Source organism: Dorea sp. Marseille-P4042, from assembly GCF_900290215.1.
Lineage (GTDB): Bacteria > Bacillota > Clostridia > Lachnospirales > Lachnospiraceae > Dorea > Dorea formicigenerans.
In genome coordinates this window covers 69,897-86,454 of sequence record NZ_OLMI01000002.1, presented here as the reverse complement: position 1 = coordinate 86,454, position 16,558 = coordinate 69,897, and the positions used below count along the sequence as shown (strand labels likewise).

General features: G+C 40.8%; 16 protein-coding genes. 12 read left to right on the top strand and 4 right to left on the bottom strand.

Translation table 11 applies throughout. The annotated features are described in order from the left end of the window. Position 1: 1 nt before the first annotated feature. From gcvPB to C7E02_RS05840, 3 genes are all read left to right on the top strand, one after another. Positions 2-1,561, top strand: coding sequence for an aminomethyl-transferring glycine dehydrogenase subunit GcvPB (gcvPB, locus tag C7E02_RS05850; RefSeq protein ID WP_105309051.1), 1,560 nt, complete (start codon positions 2-4; stop codon positions 1,559-1,561). A 77-nt stretch (positions 1,562-1,638) separates the two neighbouring features. Beyond that, positions 1,639-2,622: a dipeptidase gene (locus C7E02_RS05845; protein ID WP_029731592.1), complete on the top strand. Its 984-nt coding sequence runs from the start codon at positions 1,639-1,641 to the stop codon at positions 2,620-2,622. 51 nt (positions 2,623-2,673) lie between these two features. Continuing rightward, positions 2,674-3,882 (top strand): DUF819 family protein, encoded by a 1,209-nt coding sequence (locus C7E02_RS05840; RefSeq protein WP_005337097.1) that lies wholly within the window; start codon positions 2,674-2,676, stop codon positions 3,880-3,882. 91 nt (positions 3,883-3,973) lie between these two features. Here the strand turns inward: C7E02_RS05840 and C7E02_RS05835 are convergent, their stop codons facing one another. The 3 genes from C7E02_RS05835 to C7E02_RS05825 are packed head-to-tail and all read right to left on the bottom strand — an operon-like array spanning position 3,974 to position 6,561. Continuing rightward, complete coding sequence (locus C7E02_RS05835) at positions 3,974-4,486, bottom strand: DUF4364 family protein (RefSeq protein ID WP_005334399.1); 513 nt, start codon at positions 4,484-4,486, stop codon at positions 3,974-3,976. 3 nt (positions 4,487-4,489) lie between these two features. Then, positions 4,490-5,413 (bottom strand): TIGR01212 family radical SAM protein, encoded by a 924-nt coding sequence (locus C7E02_RS05830; protein ID WP_005337099.1) that lies wholly within the window; start codon positions 5,411-5,413, stop codon positions 4,490-4,492. Next, positions 5,413-6,561: an NAD(P)-dependent malic enzyme gene (locus C7E02_RS05825; protein ID WP_022279154.1), complete on the bottom strand. Its 1,149-nt coding sequence runs from the start codon at positions 6,559-6,561 to the stop codon at positions 5,413-5,415. The genes C7E02_RS05830 and C7E02_RS05825 overlap by 1 nt, the downstream gene beginning before the upstream one ends. Positions 6,562-6,794: 233 nt before the next feature. Here C7E02_RS05825 and rho point away from each other — a divergent pair, with 233 nt between their 5' ends. The 5 genes from rho to prfA all read left to right on the top strand — a co-directional run bounded on the left by rho (position 6,795) and on the right by prfA (position 11,510). Next, positions 6,795-8,144 carry a transcription termination factor Rho gene (gene rho, locus C7E02_RS05820; protein ID WP_029731591.1) on the top strand — a complete coding sequence of 450 codons (1,350 nt, stop codon included), beginning with the start codon at positions 6,795-6,797 and terminating at the stop codon, positions 8,142-8,144. 103 nt (positions 8,145-8,247) lie between these two features. Next, the gene (rpmE, locus tag C7E02_RS05815; protein WP_005334394.1) at positions 8,248-8,448 is read left to right on the top strand and encodes a 50S ribosomal protein L31; all 201 of its coding nucleotides are present in this window, start codon (positions 8,248-8,250) and stop codon (positions 8,446-8,448) included. Between the two features lie 80 nt (positions 8,449-8,528). Then, complete coding sequence (locus C7E02_RS05810; RefSeq protein WP_005337105.1) at positions 8,529-9,473, top strand: DUF1385 domain-containing protein; 945 nt, start codon at positions 8,529-8,531, stop codon at positions 9,471-9,473. Beyond that, positions 9,436-10,335 carry a peptide chain release factor N(5)-glutamine methyltransferase gene (prmC, locus tag C7E02_RS05805; protein WP_005337107.1) on the top strand — a complete coding sequence of 300 codons (900 nt, stop codon included), beginning with the start codon at positions 9,436-9,438 and terminating at the stop codon, positions 10,333-10,335. The genes C7E02_RS05810 and prmC overlap by 38 nt, the downstream gene beginning before the upstream one ends. Positions 10,336-10,439: 104 nt before the next feature. Then, entirely contained in the window at positions 10,440-11,510 is a 1,071-nt protein-coding gene (prfA, locus tag C7E02_RS05800) for a peptide chain release factor 1 (protein ID WP_029731587.1), read from the top strand. 816 nt (positions 11,511-12,326) lie between these two features. Here prfA and C7E02_RS20420 read toward each other — a convergent pair. Then, on the bottom strand, positions 12,327-12,455 hold the full coding sequence (locus C7E02_RS20420) for a type II secretion system protein (RefSeq protein ID WP_278336552.1): 129 nt from the start codon (positions 12,453-12,455) through the stop codon (positions 12,327-12,329). 271 nt (positions 12,456-12,726) lie between these two features. On the opposite strand from C7E02_RS20420, the gene C7E02_RS05790 reads away from it, so the two are divergent. The 4 genes from C7E02_RS05790 (at position 12,727) to C7E02_RS05775 (ending at position 16,539) form a co-directional block, all read left to right on the top strand. Next, positions 12,727-13,569, top strand: a complete 843-nt coding sequence (locus tag C7E02_RS05790) for a transporter substrate-binding domain-containing protein (RefSeq protein WP_005337112.1) — start codon at positions 12,727-12,729, stop codon at positions 13,567-13,569. 194 nt (positions 13,570-13,763) lie between these two features. Then, a complete protein-coding gene (locus C7E02_RS05785) occupies positions 13,764-14,474 on the top strand; it encodes an amino acid ABC transporter permease (protein WP_005334387.1) in 711 nt (236 codons plus the stop codon). 1 nt (position 14,475) lies between these two features. Beyond that, positions 14,476-15,216: an amino acid ABC transporter ATP-binding protein gene (locus tag C7E02_RS05780; RefSeq protein WP_022279159.1), complete on the top strand. Its 741-nt coding sequence runs from the start codon at positions 14,476-14,478 to the stop codon at positions 15,214-15,216. 150 nt (positions 15,217-15,366) lie between these two features. Beyond that, entirely contained in the window at positions 15,367-16,539 is a 1,173-nt protein-coding gene (locus tag C7E02_RS05775) for a MalY/PatB family protein (protein WP_029731628.1), read from the top strand. Positions 16,540-16,558 lie beyond the last annotated feature (19 nt).

Here is a 16,558-nt window from a genome sequence, read left to right as displayed (position 1 = left end):
GATGGGATATTATAAGACAAATCGGGATTTCCACGAAGCAAGATGGGACGAACCTATAATTATGAAACTTGGCAATCCAGGTGAACGAGGAATATTAGTTCCCAAAGCAGATGAAAAAGTTACAAAAGCAACAGGAACCGTAGAAACGCTGCTTCCGAAAAATCTGATTCGAAAAAAAGCACCGAAGCTTCCGGAAATGTCTCAGATGCAGGTACTCAGACATTATATGAGATTATCTCAGGAGACGATTGGAACAGATTTTAATATTGATATCGGGCTTGGAACCTGTACTATGAAGTATAGTCCGAAGATACATGAACAATTGGTGAAATCTGAAAAATTAAGTGAAGTTCATCCATATCAGGACGAGTCAACTATTCAGGGGATCCTGGAAATTATGTATCGAGATGAGCAGTACATCAAGGCAATTTCGGGTATGGATAAAGTAAGCTTACAGCCAGGAGGCGGTACTCAGGCAATCTTTGCAAATGTAGAGACAATTCGTGCTTATCATGAATCCAGAGGTGAGGGTGAACAGCGAAATGAGATTATTACGACCATTTTATCGCATCCGGGCAATCCAGGTGCCGCTGCAACGCTTGGATATAAGGTAATCACTTTATATCCAGATGAAAACGGTGTGCCAGATATAGATGCTCTAAAAGCAGCCGTTTCTGAACATACAGCCGCACTTATGATCACCAATCCGGAAGATACCGGAATCTACAATGAGAAAATTAAAGAATTTGTAGATATTGTTCATGCAGCTGGAGGCTTATGCGTATATGACCAGGCAAACTTAAATGGACTGTTCGGAATTACAAGAGCGCGAGATGCAGGATTTGATATGTGTCATTATAATCTGCACAAATCCTTTTCTTCACCGCACGGATGTCAGGGACCGGCAGCCGGAGCACAATGCGTATGTGAGAAGCTTGCAAAGTTTGTTGCAGCACCGACAGTAGAATTTGACGGAGAAAAATATTATCTGGATTACAATTGTCCGGATAGCATTGGAAAGTTAAGAAAATTTTATGGAGTGCCTGCAGTTCTTGTGAGAACCTATGCATATATTCGAACTCTCGGTCCGGATGGAATGAAACAGATTGCAGAAATGTCGATTTTAAATAATAATTATATGTTGAAAAAACTTTTGGAGATAAAAGGAATTTCCTTGCCATATGCGAAAGGAAAATACAGATTAGAACAGGCAAGACTGAGCTGGAAAGAATTGACGGACGAGACAGGTGTAACGACAGATGATATCTGCAGACGAATCGTGGATTATGGCTTTCAAGATTATTTTACAAGTCATCATCCAAGAATCATTCCAGAACCTTTTACACCAGAGCCTGTAGAATCTTACTCAAAGGATGACATTGATGAATTTGTAGATGCATATTGTCAGATTGCAGAAGAAGCATATACTACGCCACAAGTTGTAAAAGAAGCACCGCATCATGCGGCACTCGGATCCAGAATCCAGGAAGATGGTCTTATCGAGTGGAAAAAATTTGCAACAACATGGCGTGCATATATAAAAATGAAAAAAGACTCTTAATCCGATGCAACAGGAGGGTGGTGAAAAAATAATCGGTATGTGAGATGTCTTGAAAATGTCAGAAGGGAGAAGATAGAATGATTTTTGATGGCCATGGAGATGTGTGGACAGATGTAACTTGCCGTGCAGTAGATCACGGAGAAAGAGATATTTTTCGTAAGCATCATCTGCATAAGTTCCAGGAAGGTGGTGTTACAGGAGGAATTTTCGTAATCTGGATCGATCCACCATATGATAGTGATCCAGTGAAACGATCCAAACAGATTGTAAAGAGTATTAAGCAGGAAATGGAAGATTCTGCAGATATTCTGAATTTTGTGAAGAAGTACGATGATTTTGAAAAAGGTACAAAAGAAGGAAAATTAAATATCGTAACCGGAATGGAAGGGTTAAGCCAGATTGGGGAAGACATTGATATGATCAACTATTTTTATGATGAAGTAGGTGTCAGACATGCAATGCTTACCTGGAATGAATTAAACGCATTGGCAACCGGATGGCCGGTGGATGTAACAAGGGGACTTACAGAAGCCGGAAAGAAAGCCGTAAAGCGGATTCAGGATCTTGGAATGGTGATGGATGTATCACATCTAAATGACAAATGTTTCTGGGGTGTCATTGATCTGGCGCAGGGACCGATTATTGCATCACATTCCAATGCACGTAGTGTATGTCCGGCAATGCGCAACCTGACAGATGACATGTTGAAGGCGATTGCTAAGACTGGCGGTCTGGTGGGAATGAACAGTATGAGAGAGTTTATTTCTGAAAAGCACGATGAACAAAATGTCGAGCATTTGGCAGACCATGTCGAGTATATTGCTGATCTGATCGGAATCGATCATATTGGTCTTGGATTTGACTTTGATGACTACCTTGGAGGAGAGGCGCTTAAGACATTCAGTGATCATGTCGATTCACCGAGTGGCGACGGTATTTCTAATGAGGCAGAAGCAAAGAATATCCTGGCAGTATTAAAGAAGAGGGGATACAGTCAGGAAGAGCTTGACAAGATTGGCTATAAGAATTTTTATCGAGTATTCAAAGAAGTATGGAAATAAAGAATACGAAAAAGTAACTTGTTTATAGGATTGAGAAAGGCAGGGATTCATATGAGAACATTAATTAGTGCGGATAATACGTGGGCGTTGTTTGCAATATTAGTAGTCATCGCAGCATTAGCTATCTGGATGGAGCAGAAGTACAAATGGGCAGGAAAAGTAACAGGTTGTGTTATTGCTTTGATTGGAGCTATGATTCTTTCTAACATCCGGGTAATCCCGACAGATGCACCGGCATATGATTTTGTATGGTCATATGTTGTACCACTTGCAGTACCACTTCTTTTGTTTAATGCAAATGTGAAGAAAATATGGAAAGAAAGTGGACGTGTGCTTGTAATTTATCTGATCAGCGGTATTGGTACACTGGTCGGTGGTATTGTAGCATTTTATCTGTTACATAACCAGATTGCAGATCTGAATAAGATAGCAGCTATGATGGTTGGTACATACACAGGAGGAAGTGTAAACCTGGTAGCAATGTCTGATGCATTTGGAGCAAGCGGAGATATGGTATCTTCTTCAGTGGTAGCAGATAACCTCTTGATGGCACTTTATTTCTTCGTACTGATTGCAATTCCAACAATTGAATTCTTCTTGAAGAAATTTAAACATCCATATATTGATGAAGTAGAAGCAAGAAAAGCAAGTGGTGAAGGTGAAAACCAGGCAGCAAGTTACTGGAAAGCAAAACCGGTCGCACTGATCGATATCGCAGAGGCACTTGCGATTGCATTTGCAATCGTAGCAATTTCGACAGCAATTGCAGATTTCTTTGCAGGATTGATTCCAACAAGTAATTTTGGACTGGCATTATTAAACGGTCTTCTTGGAAACAAATATTTGATCATGCCTACATTGACCATGTTATTGGCAACAATTAAACCAGAATTTATGGGAAATATTGGTGGCGCACAGGAAATTGGTACATTCCTGATTCATATCTTCTTTGCAGTAATCGGTGTTCCGGCATCTATCTACCTGATCATGACACAGGCACCATTACTCCTTGTATTCTGTGCAATCATCGTTGGTATGAACATGATCTTCTCCTTTGTATTTGGTAAGATTTTCAAATTCAACCTGGAAGAGATCTGTATTGCATCGAATGCAAATGTAGGTGGACCTACAACAGCCGCAGCGCTTGCAATTGCGAAAGGATGGCAGGCAATGGTAGTTCCGGCACTTCTGGTCGGTACTCTTGGATATGTCATTGGTAACTACTATGGAATCTTTGTAGGAACATTCCTTGGAAGATAATGATAATACAAATCCGGGCTAAATAAAAAGAGAATGAACTGTATTTACAATGAAAATTAAAATACAGTTCATTCTTTTTTTGGGGATATACCTATAATAATTCGGCCATTAGATTGGCGTATATCTTTTCATTCTTTTGTGTCCAGTTTGCTGCAATTGCCATTGCTTCAGATTCCGTTGGAACAGTGAGCGTCAGGTCGATTAAAGGAGCATCACGTTCCAGTATCTGACAGCGGACACAATATTCCATGTTGGGATTTCGATAATAGTCAGCTTTTATGGCAACTTCATTTTTCAGTTCATATTGTTTATTACTGAGAAAACTGTTAATATCTTCCTGGATTGCAGGTGAAATATCATTTTTAAAGTAATGAATTGTTTCCTCGCCTTCTTCTGTCAGGTGATAAAATGTTCTTGTGTGCGTGGACTCTTCACGAATAAATCCAGAATCCAAAAGCTCTGAAAGAGCCTGTTGCAATTTAAAATATGTCGTGTAGCCTTCGTTTAAAATGAATTCTGAAATCTGGGAATTAGTCAGTGGGAAATCCACCTTATCCAGCATATACAGAATGATCAGTTTATAAAGTTTAAATGCTTCTGCCATAATTTACAACTCCTTTCCCTGCCAGATGTCGTGAATCTTGAACCAGGACTGCATCTGGTTTAAGACATGTCGTTTGTTTGTGCTCCAGGTAGGAGCAATCAGAAGATCTTTTGGACCGTCCCCGGTGAGCCGGTGAATGACGATATCCGGACTCAGATTGCAGATACAGGAACTTAAGACTTCAAAATATTCTTCCATGGAATAAACAGAAAATCTGCCTGTCAGGTAATCGTCCGCGAGATCTGTGTATTTCAGAACATGTAAAAGCTGTAGCTTGATTCCCTGAATGTGGTGTTCATTCAGATAATGCATAGTCTCAAGATTCCGCTTGCTATCTTCTCCTGGAAGTCCGAGAATCGTGTGTACGATTACCGGAATACCCAGTTGACGAAGTCTCTTTAATGCATGTTCAAATACCGGAAGATCATAGCCGCGCCGGATATAAGATACCGTATCTTCATGAATTGTCTGAAGTCCAAGCTCAATCCAGACAGGTTTGATCTGATTTAATTCATGAAGAAGATTTAAAATATCTTCACCGAGACAGTCCGGTCTTGTTGCAACAGAAAGAATTCTGATATCCGGGTGCATGATTGCCTCAGTAAATATTTTACGAAGGTAGTCTACAGGTGCATAAGTGTTCGTATATGCTTGAAAGTATGCAATATAAGAACCGCCTCCATATTTGGCGGCGACTTTAGATTTTCCATGTTCAATCTGTTCACGAATCGTCTCGGAAGGTGATTCGGCAAAATCACCAGAACCACCCTGGCTGCAGAAAATGCAGCCACGGGTTCCGCATGTTCCATCCCGGTTCGGACAAGTCATGCCTCCGTTCAGTGATAGTTTATATAATTTGCTGCCATAGGTGTTTTTGAGATAATAGTCCAGAGAATGGTATCTCTTTTCGCCCCAGTAAACAGCCATTAAATCAATTCCTTCACAGCTTCGCTTACAACGTCTGCAACGCGAGGGTCGAAAGCTTCCGGAAGAATATTGTTTTCGTTCAGTTCTTCATCCGGAACAAGGCTTGCGATTGCTTTTGCAGTTGCAAGTTTCATCTCTTCTGTAATCTTAGTTGCGCGTCCTTCCAGAGCGCCTTTGAAGATTCCAGGGAAAGCAACGACATTGTTGACCTGGTTCGGGAAGTCTGAACGTCCGGTTCCAACAACTTTTGCTCCGGCTTCTTTTGCAAGGTCTGGCATGATCTCTGGTACAGGGTTGGCCATCGCAAAGAGGATAGCATCTTTGTTCATGGAAGCGACCATTTCTTTTGTGACAATATTTGGAGCAGAGACACCGACAAAGATGTCTGCACCATTCAATGCGTCAGCAAGGGTTCCTTTTTTGCCTTCCAGATTTGTTACTTCGACCATCTTTTTCTGCATCCAATTCAGATTCTGAGAATCTTTTCCGAGGATTCCACTGATATCGCACATTGTAATATGAGAAAATCCGTATGTGAGAAGCAGTTTTGTGATTGCAACACCGGCACTTCCGGCACCATTTACAACGACTTTACAGGTCTCTTTGTCTTTTCCTGTTACTTTTAATGCATTAATGATTCCGGCAAGAACTACAATGGCAGTTCCGTGCTGATCGTCGTGGAAAACAGGAATGTTAAGAAGCTCTTTCAGACGTTCCTCAATTTCAAAGCATCTTGGAGCACTGATGTCTTCTAAGTTAATGCCTCCGAAAGCAGGAGCAATATTTACAACAGTTTTGATGATCTCTTCAGTATCCTGAGTGTCCAGGCAGATCGGCACAGCATTGACACCACCGAATTCTTTGAAAAGGACAGCTTTTCCTTCCATAACAGGCATGGCAGCCAATGGTCCTATATTGCCAAGTCCAAGCACGGCACTTCCGTCAGATACAACAGCAATTGTGTTGGATTTGATTGTATATTTATATGCGGCTTCTTTATCTTCAGCGATAACTTTGCATGGCTCAGCAACACCCGGTGTGTAAGCAATTGCCAGATCTTCGCGAGTCTTTACATGAGACTTTGCGATGGTTTCAAGTTTGCCGTTCCATTCTTCGTGCATTTTCAGAGCTTTTTCTTGATTTGTCACGTTAAATACCACCTTTTTCTACTATATTTTGTATATGGGGATTTGAACAAGGTCACCCCTTGTATACCATCATATCATTTTAAGATTACCAAATCAAGAAATGTCTTTGAAAAAAGGCTTTTAAAAGCGAAACATTTGTAGTATAATAAACTTTAGTTTCAGATGAAGTCTATTCTGACAAAGAATCCCGTGATGACACATAAGCCTATAATTGAAAGGAATATAAAGCGATGATGAAAGAAAAATATGAAACATTACCGTTGACGACGTTAAAAGAACTTGCAAAAGCAAGAGGCCTGAAAGGTATTTCTACAATGAAAAAGGCCCAGGTAATCGAATTGATGTTACAGGAAGATGAAAAAGAACAGGAAAAAGAAAAACAGGAAAAGCGTGAGACAGTAAAAGAGATGTCTGCGAATACCGGAGATAAAGAAATCCATGATATTGACCGCCTGGACAGTGGAATTGTTGCACGCGGAATTCTGGAGGTTATGCCAGATGGGTTCGGATTTATCCGAAGTGATAATTATCTTCCAGGAGATAATGATATCTATATTTCGCCGTCTCAGATCCGTAGGTTCAATCTGAAGACTGGAGATATTTTGGAGGGACATACTCGTATTAAGACACAGCAGGAGAAGTTCAGCGCACTGTTATATTTGACTAAAGTGAATGATACAGATCCAATGGAACTTCTCACACGTAGCAGTTTCGAGAAGATGACACCAATTTTCCCAAATGAGAGAATGCGTCTGGAGTGTGGCAAGACAAGCACGTCTATGAGAATTATGGACTTGCTTTCTCCAATTGGCAAAGGTCAGAGAGGAATGATCGTATCACCTCCGAAAGCCGGTAAGACAACACTTTTAAAAGAAGTTGCATTGTCTGTTCTTAAGAATAATCCGGAAGTGCATCTTCTGATTCTTCTGATTGATGAACGTCCGGAGGAAGTTACGGATATTAAAGAGACCATTCAAGGAGACAATGTAGAGATTATTTACTCTACATTTGATGAGCTTCCAGAGCATCATAAGAGAGTATCTGAAATGGTCATTGAACGTGCAAAGCGTCTTGTAGAACATAAGAAAGATGTTATGATCTTGCTTGACAGCATCACACGTCTTGCAAGAGCGTATAACCTGACTGTTTCACCATCCGGAAGAACACTTTCCGGTGGCCTTGATCCTGCAGCGCTTCATATGCCAAAGCGTTTCTTTGGTGCTGCAAGAAATATGCGTGAGGGTGGAAGCCTTACAATTCTCGCTACAGCACTGGTAGATACAGGAAGCAAGATGGACGATGTTGTATATGAGGAGTTTAAAGGAACAGGTAACATGGAACTGGTACTTGACCGTAAGCTTTCTGAAAAAAGAATGTTTCCTGCTATTGATATACCGAAGTCAAGCACTCGTAGAGAAGATCTGCTTCTTAACAAAGATGAGCAGGAAGCTGTGGAGATCATGCGCCGTGCACTCAATGGAATGCGTGCGGAAGAGGCGGTGGAGAGTATCCTGAATATGTTCTCCAATACAAAGAACAACAATGAGTTGATTGAAATGGTAAAAAAGAAAAAAATATTATAGACAAGCTGGCAATCGTGTGGTACAATAAGAAAGCTGTTTAGAAAATATTCGCGTTTGACGCAACTAAAATAAACGCAACAATAATAAAGAAGAGGTGAAAATCATGAAAGAAGGAATACATCCAGCATACTATCAGGCAACTGTAACTTGCAACTGTGGTAACACATTCGTAACAGGATCTACAAAAGAAGATATCCACGTAGAAATCTGTTCTAAGTGTCATCCGTTCTACACAGGACAGCAGAAAGCAACACAGGCTCGTGGTCGTGTTGATAAGTTCAACAAGAAGTACGGAATGAAATAAGTTCGAAGGTTATCGGGGTTGAGGTTTTTTGAATCTCAACCCTTTCTTCTATTTATATCAGATATGAGGAGAGCAATTATATGAAGTCATCCAATATTGGGGGACAGGCAGTCCTTGAAGGAATTATGATGAGACATGGAGACGACTATGCGGTTGCAGTGAGAAAACCGGATGGAGAGATTTTTGTACAGAAGGAAGAATATCACAGTGTGATTAAATGGAAAGCTTTAACGAAGATTCCGTTTATCAGAGGGGTGTTCAATTTTATAGATTCTATGGTTCTGGGAATTAAGACGTTGATGTTTTCAGCTGAATTTTATGAGGACGAAGAGGAAGTAAAAAGCGAAAAAGAACTGACAGAGGAAGAAATCGCAAAGAAGGAAAAACAGGAAAAATGGATGATGAATGCGACAGTTGCAATATCTGTAGTAATTGCAGTAGCAGTATTTATGGTTCTGCCGTATTTTCTGTCTTCATTATTAAAACCACTGATGCCATCGTATCATTTGAGAACATTAGTGGAAGGATTTGTGAGGATTGGTATATTTATTCTCTATATTGCATTGATTTCAAGAATGGATGATATCCAGAGAACATTTATGTACCATGGCGCGGAGCACAAATGCATCAATTGCATTGAGCATGGACTTCCGCTTACCGTTGATAATGTCAGAATCAGTTCCAGACAGCATAAGCGCTGTGGAACAAGCTTCTTATTCTTCGTACTGGCAATCAGTATTATTTTGTTGATGTTGATTCAGGTGGAATCACCGCTGATGCGTGTGATCGTGAGAATTGCCCTGATTCCGGTCATTGCAGGAATTTCTTATGAAGTACTGAAACTTGCAGGAAGAAGTGAGAATCCGATTATCAATCTTTTAAGCAGACCAGGACTTGCAATCCAGAAGCTGACAACGAAAGAACCGGACGACTCAATGATTGAAGTGGCAATACAGGCAGTAGAAGCAGTATTTGATTGGAGAGCATATGAAGCAGAGAACTTTAAAACTGCAGAGGATTTATAAAGAAGGATCTGCGTATCTGGAAAGCAGACAGATACCAGATGCTCAAATCGATGCATGGTATTTACTGGAATATGTGACTGGAATCAGTCGTGCTTCCTACTATGGAAATCCGGAAAAAAATATTTCGGAAGAGGAAGCAAAACGGTATTGGGAATATCTGGAAAAGCGTGCACGAAGAATTCCACTTCAGCATATTACGGGAAGTCAGGAGTTTATGGGATATGAATTTCTTGTTAATGAGCATGTGCTTATACCAAGACAGGATACAGAGAATCTGGTGGAAGAAGCATTGAAAGTGATAAGACCGGATATGTATGTGTTGGATATGTGTACTGGTTCTGGCTGTATATTGATCAGTCTTTTAAAGTATGCGGCAGAAAGAAAGCACATTACAGGGGGGAAAGCGGTTGGCGCAGATATATCAGCAGATGCGCTTGAAGTAGCAAAAAAGAACGCTCAGAGACTTAAGGTTCCTGTTATATGGGTACAGAGTGACATTTTTGAAAATGTATCTGAAAGTTTTGACCTTATTGTGTCAAACCCACCATATATTAGAACGGAAGTGATCCAGGGACTGGAGGACGAAGTAAAGCTTCATGATCCGTGGATCGCGCTTGACGGATATGAAGACGGACTTTACTTTTACAGAAGAATTGTAAGCGAAAGCATTTCACATCTGAATGATGGTGCATGGCTCATGTTCGAGATCGGTCATGACCAGGCAGAAGATGTATCAAAGCTTATGAAAAATGCAGGATTTTGCAATATATATGTGAAAAAGGATCTGGCAGGACTTGACCGTGTAGTGTGTGGCATGTACAATAAAAGAGTTGCAGAAAATTCAAGTCGAACAAAAATGTGAGACATTGGTCAGGATAGAGAATACCGAAGTGAGGATTATGTTTAATGTTTGCGCCGGTATATGGCAGTTATAGTAATATTGCAGGTAAACAGGAGGAGATAGAGATGTTTGATAAATTAGAAGATCTGCTAATTCGATTAGAAGAAATCTTGAGCGAACTTCAGGAACCGGATGTGGCAAGTGACCCAAATCGTTTCCGTAAGCTCATGAAAGAACAAAGTGAGCTTACACCAATCGTAGAAGCATACAAAGAATATAAAGCATGCAAGCAGAACATTGAAGAAAGTCTGGAACTTCTGAATGAAGAGTCTGACGAAGATATGCGAGAACTTGCAAAAGAGGAGTTGAATGAGTCGAAAGCAAGAGTAGAAGAGCTTGAGCATGAGCTTAAGATCCTGTTGCTTCCAAAAGACCCTAATGATGACAAGAACGTAGTAGTTGAGATCCGTGCTGGTGCCGGTGGAGATGAAGCAGCACTTTTTGCTGCAGAAATTTATCGTATGTATCTGCATTATGCAGAGAGTAAACGCTGGAAAGTGGAACTGGTAGAGTGCGAAGAAATTGGAATCGGTGGTATGAAGAATGTTACATTTATGATTGATGGACAGGGCGCATATTCTATGATGAAATACGAATCCGGAGTACACCGCGTGCAGCGTGTGCCGGAGACAGAAAGTGGCGGACGTATCCACACATCAACAATCACAGTAGCAGTTATGCCGGAGGCAGAAGATGTGGATGTTCATATCGATGAGAAAGATATTCGTATCGATGTTATGAGAGCATCAGGAAACGGTGGACAGTGTGTCAATACAACAGACTCCGCTGTACGTCTGACTCACTATCCAACTGGAATTGTAATCTACAGCCAGACAGAGAAATCACAGCTGCAGAATAAAGAAAAAGCATTTGCACTTCTGCGTGCAAAACTCTACGATTTGGAATGTCAGAAGCAGCATGATGCAGAGGCAGAAGCAAGAAAGAGCCAGATCGGAACAGGAGATCGCTCTGAGAAAATCCGTACTTATAACTTTCCACAGGGACGTGTCACAGATCACCGTATAGGTCTGACATTATACAAACTAGACAAGATCATGAACGGCGATATCCAGGAAATCATCGATGCCTGCATCGCTGCCGATCAAGCCAAAAAACTCGCAAACATGGACGAATAGCACGAACGCAGATTAAATATAAGAGCGCAAGGGACAATTTATTGTCCAGGGCGCTCTTATTTTAATCTATGTGAGTCAAACGAACACTGAGATGAAGTGAAACGGAATCGAAGTGGGCGTTCGTGCTATTCGGAAGTGGTGGGAGGCTGCTTGCAGGGAGAATCGTCCTTTTGTTATATTGTGTGAGAATGCAAACGAGCACCGAGAAGAAGCAAAGCGGAATCGAGGTGGGCGGGTGCATGCCCTCATAGCGAAGCACGAGAGTCAGAGTACTCTTATTTTAATCTATGTGAGTCAAACGAACACTGAGATGAAGTGAAACGGAATCGAAGTGGGCGTTCGTGCTATTCGGAAGTGGTGGGAGGCTGCTTGCAGGGAGAATCGTCCTTTTGTTATATCAGCTGGGAGTCAATCCCCCAGCTGATATAGCCTCCGGCAGGATTGCAGAGGTGCGCAGTAGAAGTATGTCATGCAATTGCATGACGCGCACCTCGCAGCAAGAATGCCGAGGCATTCTTGAATGTGTGAGAATGCAAACGAGCACCGAGAAGAAGCAGAGCGGAATCGAAGTGGGCGTTCGTGCTATGAAAAAGAAAAGAGGAGCCAGATGCTTGCAGCAAACTGACTCCTCTTTTTACCCTCTGATTGATTTTAAAGATTTCCCGTTATACACACATGTAGTTTCCTTGCCGGGAACGATTGTCACCATATAACCGTCTTTGCCAAAGTTAATTGCAACAACTTTTCCGTCTGTTGTATGGAAAATCTGAAGCAGTACAGCATTCAGAGCAGCGTTCGTAATTCTGCCCAGATTATTTATTCTTTTGACTTTCGTATGTATCCGGTTAAAGCCGGAATCAAAAGTGCGGCAAGAATTGCAAGGATTGTCAGAACCACAATGAGTTCTACTAATGTGAACCCCTGTTTTTTCTCTTCTGATTTTATAATTATCGTCTTCTCTCTATAATATAATGTTGTTGAGTTTTTGGTATCATATAATAAAAATGATTACACATAATATAATTAATGATACCGTATATATAGGAAAACATTAAGAAAAACAAAACTCAATTCAATCAATTCAGATATTGATATAATTATATCCTATAGCAAACTATAAAAATCTAAACATAGACAAACTAAAATCTTACAATTATAATAGGAAAAGTCAAGAACATAAAAACTAATGAAAAAAACTTGTAAGGAGTGATCGGTTATGAAGAAGAAAAAAGTATTAAGTACATTATTGATAGCGGGAATGGCAGCAAGTATGATGGTTGGTTGTGGAAAATCAGCAGATGATAAAAAAGAATCTGACAATTCCGGAGTTACCACTTATACAGTTGGAACAGAAGGAGCATATCCTCCGTTCAACCTTGTAAATGAAAAAGGCGAACCGGACGGATATGATATTGCAGTTATGAAGGCAATTGATGATCTGAATCCAGATGTTGAATTTAAATATGAAGCAACAGGCTGGGATGGAATCTTTACAGCTCTCGAGTCTGGCAAGATTGATGTGATTGCCAGTCAGTGTGGTAAGAATGAAGAACGTGAGCAGAAATATCTTTTCCCGGATATTCCATATACAGAGACTCAGGCAGCAATTGTATTTAAAAAAGACCGTACAGATATTTCCAGTGATGTAAACAGTATTGCAGGAAAAACGATTGTATCTGCAACCTCAGGAGCACAGACAAACTGGCTTGAGAATTATAACAAAGAGCATCCGGACAAAGCAGCCAATATTATGTATGCAGATGGAGATATGAGCAAGATGCTTCAGGAAGTTATTAACGGAAGAGCAGATGCACATATTGCTTCTATTAAAGTAACTGCTGATTATGTTCTCAAAGAGCAGGGACTTGACAGTGAACTAGAGTGTCTTCCATTTGAGACTGGTGATGAGACAACTACATACATGCTTCTGAGACAGGACGAGTCAGGAGAGAAGCTGAAAAAGATTATTGATGACAGTCTGAAGACGTTGATTGAAAATGGTACATTAAAAGAATTATCCGAGAAGTATCTTGATGGAGATTATGCACCACAATTATAATCGAGAAAGTGTCTTATATCTTTAAAGAAATAAGGAAAAATGTAAGATGCACGCCGTATGAGATGCGACGTGCATTTTGTGCAATACGCCGTTATACAGAAATCGTTCTTGCACGAATTTCTATAGGGCGATTCATAAGTTGTACCGGAAACCACAAGAGTTCCGAATAAAAGAGAAAGATTGGTGTAAAAGAGATGGGGAAAATATTTAGTGTTGAATTTCTGATACAGTCCATTCCGCAGATAGCAGTATATCTGCCGATCACACTTCTGATTACAATTGCCAGTTGTGTAGCAGGACTGATTGTAGGGTTCTTTATTGCGTTGGCCCGTTATTTTGAAGTACGGGTACTTAAGACAGTTGCGAAAGTATACATATCATTTATCCGTGGTACGCCGACTATGGTACAGTTGGTGCTTGTGTATTACGGAATCCCGATACTGCTTCGTGTGATGAACGAAGCATGGGGAACAAGTTTTGATATTAACGGAATCCACCCGGTCGTATTCGCAATTATTACACTGGGACTTAATGCAGCGGCATATATGTCAGAGATTATCCGCAGTGCATTGATGTCCGTAGATGAAGGACAGGTAGAAGCTTGTTATAGCTTGAATATGACGAAGTGGCAGGCGCTTATAAGTGTTGTAATCCCGCAGGCATTTGTCGTAGCACTTCCAAGTCTGGGCAATAACTTTATATCATTATTAAAAGAGACTTCTCTTGTATTTAACATTGCAGTTGTAGATATTATGGCACAGGCAAGAATCGTTGGAGCAAGATCTTATCGTTACTTTGAGGTATATATTGCAGTATCTTTGATTTACTGGGTATGCTGTATGCTTTTGGAACGTCTGCTTGCAAAGATAGAGACCTATGTGCGTAGAAAAGAGAGGAGAAGTTAAGATGTCGATAGTAGAAGTAAGAGGACTTTGTAAAGCTTTTGGTGATAATCAGGTTTTGAAAAATCTGGATTTTCAGATAGAAAAAGGTGAAGTTGTAACACTGATCGGACCAAGCGGAGGCGGTAAGACAACGCTTCTTCGTTCTCTCAACTGGTTAAATGTACCAGATGCAGGGAGAGTTACCATTGATGGAGTTACAATTGAAGCCGGAAAAGAGAATAAACAACAAATCCGGGCACTCAGAGAAAAGACGAGCATGGTATTTCAGCATTATAATCTCTGGAAGAACAAGACTGCTCTGGAGAATATTACGGAAGGACTGATTCGGGTTCAGAAGATGCCGAAAGTCCAGGCAGTGGAGAAAGCAGAACATTTGCTGGAACGTGTCGGACTGATCGAGAAGAGAGATGAATACCCGGTACGTCTTTCCGGAGGGCAGCAGCAGAGAGTAGGAATAGCGAGAGCACTTGCAGCAGAACCGCAGGTTATGCTGTTTGATGAGCCAACAAGTGCTCTTGATCCGGAGTGGATCGGGGGAGTTCTTGATGTTATGAAAGAAATTGCAGCAGATGGAATGACGATGATCGTAGTATCCCATGAGATGCGCTTTGTAAAAAATGTTGCCTCCAGAATCTTATTCCTGGAAGGGGGACAGATTGTAGAAGACAATACACCGGAGAAACTGTTTAATAATCCGGAGAATGAACGTACAAAAGCATTTTTGGAGATGGCAGAATTGTAAGAAACAATAAAAAGTTTTATTATAAAATGAAGACAGATTAGAAAGCTGAAATAAGAACATTAAATCTGGGACAGGTACTTTTAAAAGAAGTCCCTGTCCTAAAATATTTGAAGACAACAGGCAATTGCGAAAATGAAGGAGAAAATAAATATGGCAACAGATTTTGATAAAGTAATCAATCGAAAAGGAACACATTCTTTAAAATATGATTTTGCGACAGTAAGAGGAAAGAAAGCGGATATACTTCCACTTTGGGTGGCAGATATGGATTTTCAGGCACCAAAAGCAGTCAGAGAGCGCTTATTTGAGATTGTAGAGCATGGTATATTTGGGTACAGTGATACCCTGGAGGATTATTTCAGAGCAGTGAAATCCTGGTATAAGAGAAGATTTGACTGGGAAATCAAGAGTAACTGGATCATCAAAACACCAGGAATTGTATTTGCACTTGCAATGGCAGTAAAAGCCTACACAGAGCCGGGAGAAAGTGTTCTGATGCTGCAGCCGGTTTACTACCCGTTCAGAGAGGTCATTGAAGACAATGGAAGAAAGCTGATTGGAAGTCCATTAAAATTAGAAGAGGGGCACTACACCATTGACTTTGAGGATATGGAGAAGAAAATCCGGGAAAATGATGTAAAATTATTACTTTTCTGCAGTCCGCACAACCCGGTAGGACGTGTGTGGAAAAGAGAAGAGTTGGAAAAAGCTGCAGCGCTCTGCTTGAAATATCACGTGACACTTGTCAGCGATGAGATCCACAGTGATATTGTATACAAAGGACATAAACATCAGATGATGGCATCTATTTCAGAAGAGATTGCAGATATTACTGTCACATGTACCGCGCCATCAAAAACATTTAATGTGGCAGGGCTTCAACTTTCCAACATTATCATTTCCAATCCAAAGCTGCGTGAGAAATTTAAACACGAAGTGATGCAAGCGGGCTACAGCCAGCCGAATCTGATGGGAATGGAAGCGTGTCAGGCTGCTTATGAAAACGGCGAAGAATGGTTGGAAGAGTTACTTGTATATCTTCAGGGAAATGTGGACTTTGTCCGGGATTATCTGAAACAGGAGATTCCGAAAATCAATCTTATTGAGCCGGAAGGAACTTATCTGCTTTGGCTGGATTGCAGAGAACTGGAATTATCAGTAGAAGAACTGGAACATCTGGTTGTTGATAAGGCAAATCTCTGGCTGGATCCGGGATTTATTTTTGGGGCAGTAGGAGAAGGATTTGAACGAATCAATATCGCATGTCCGCGTCAGACGCTAAGGCAGGCAATGGATCAGCTTAGAGATGCTTTGAATGCTTAAGTAGAAGTATGTCATGCAA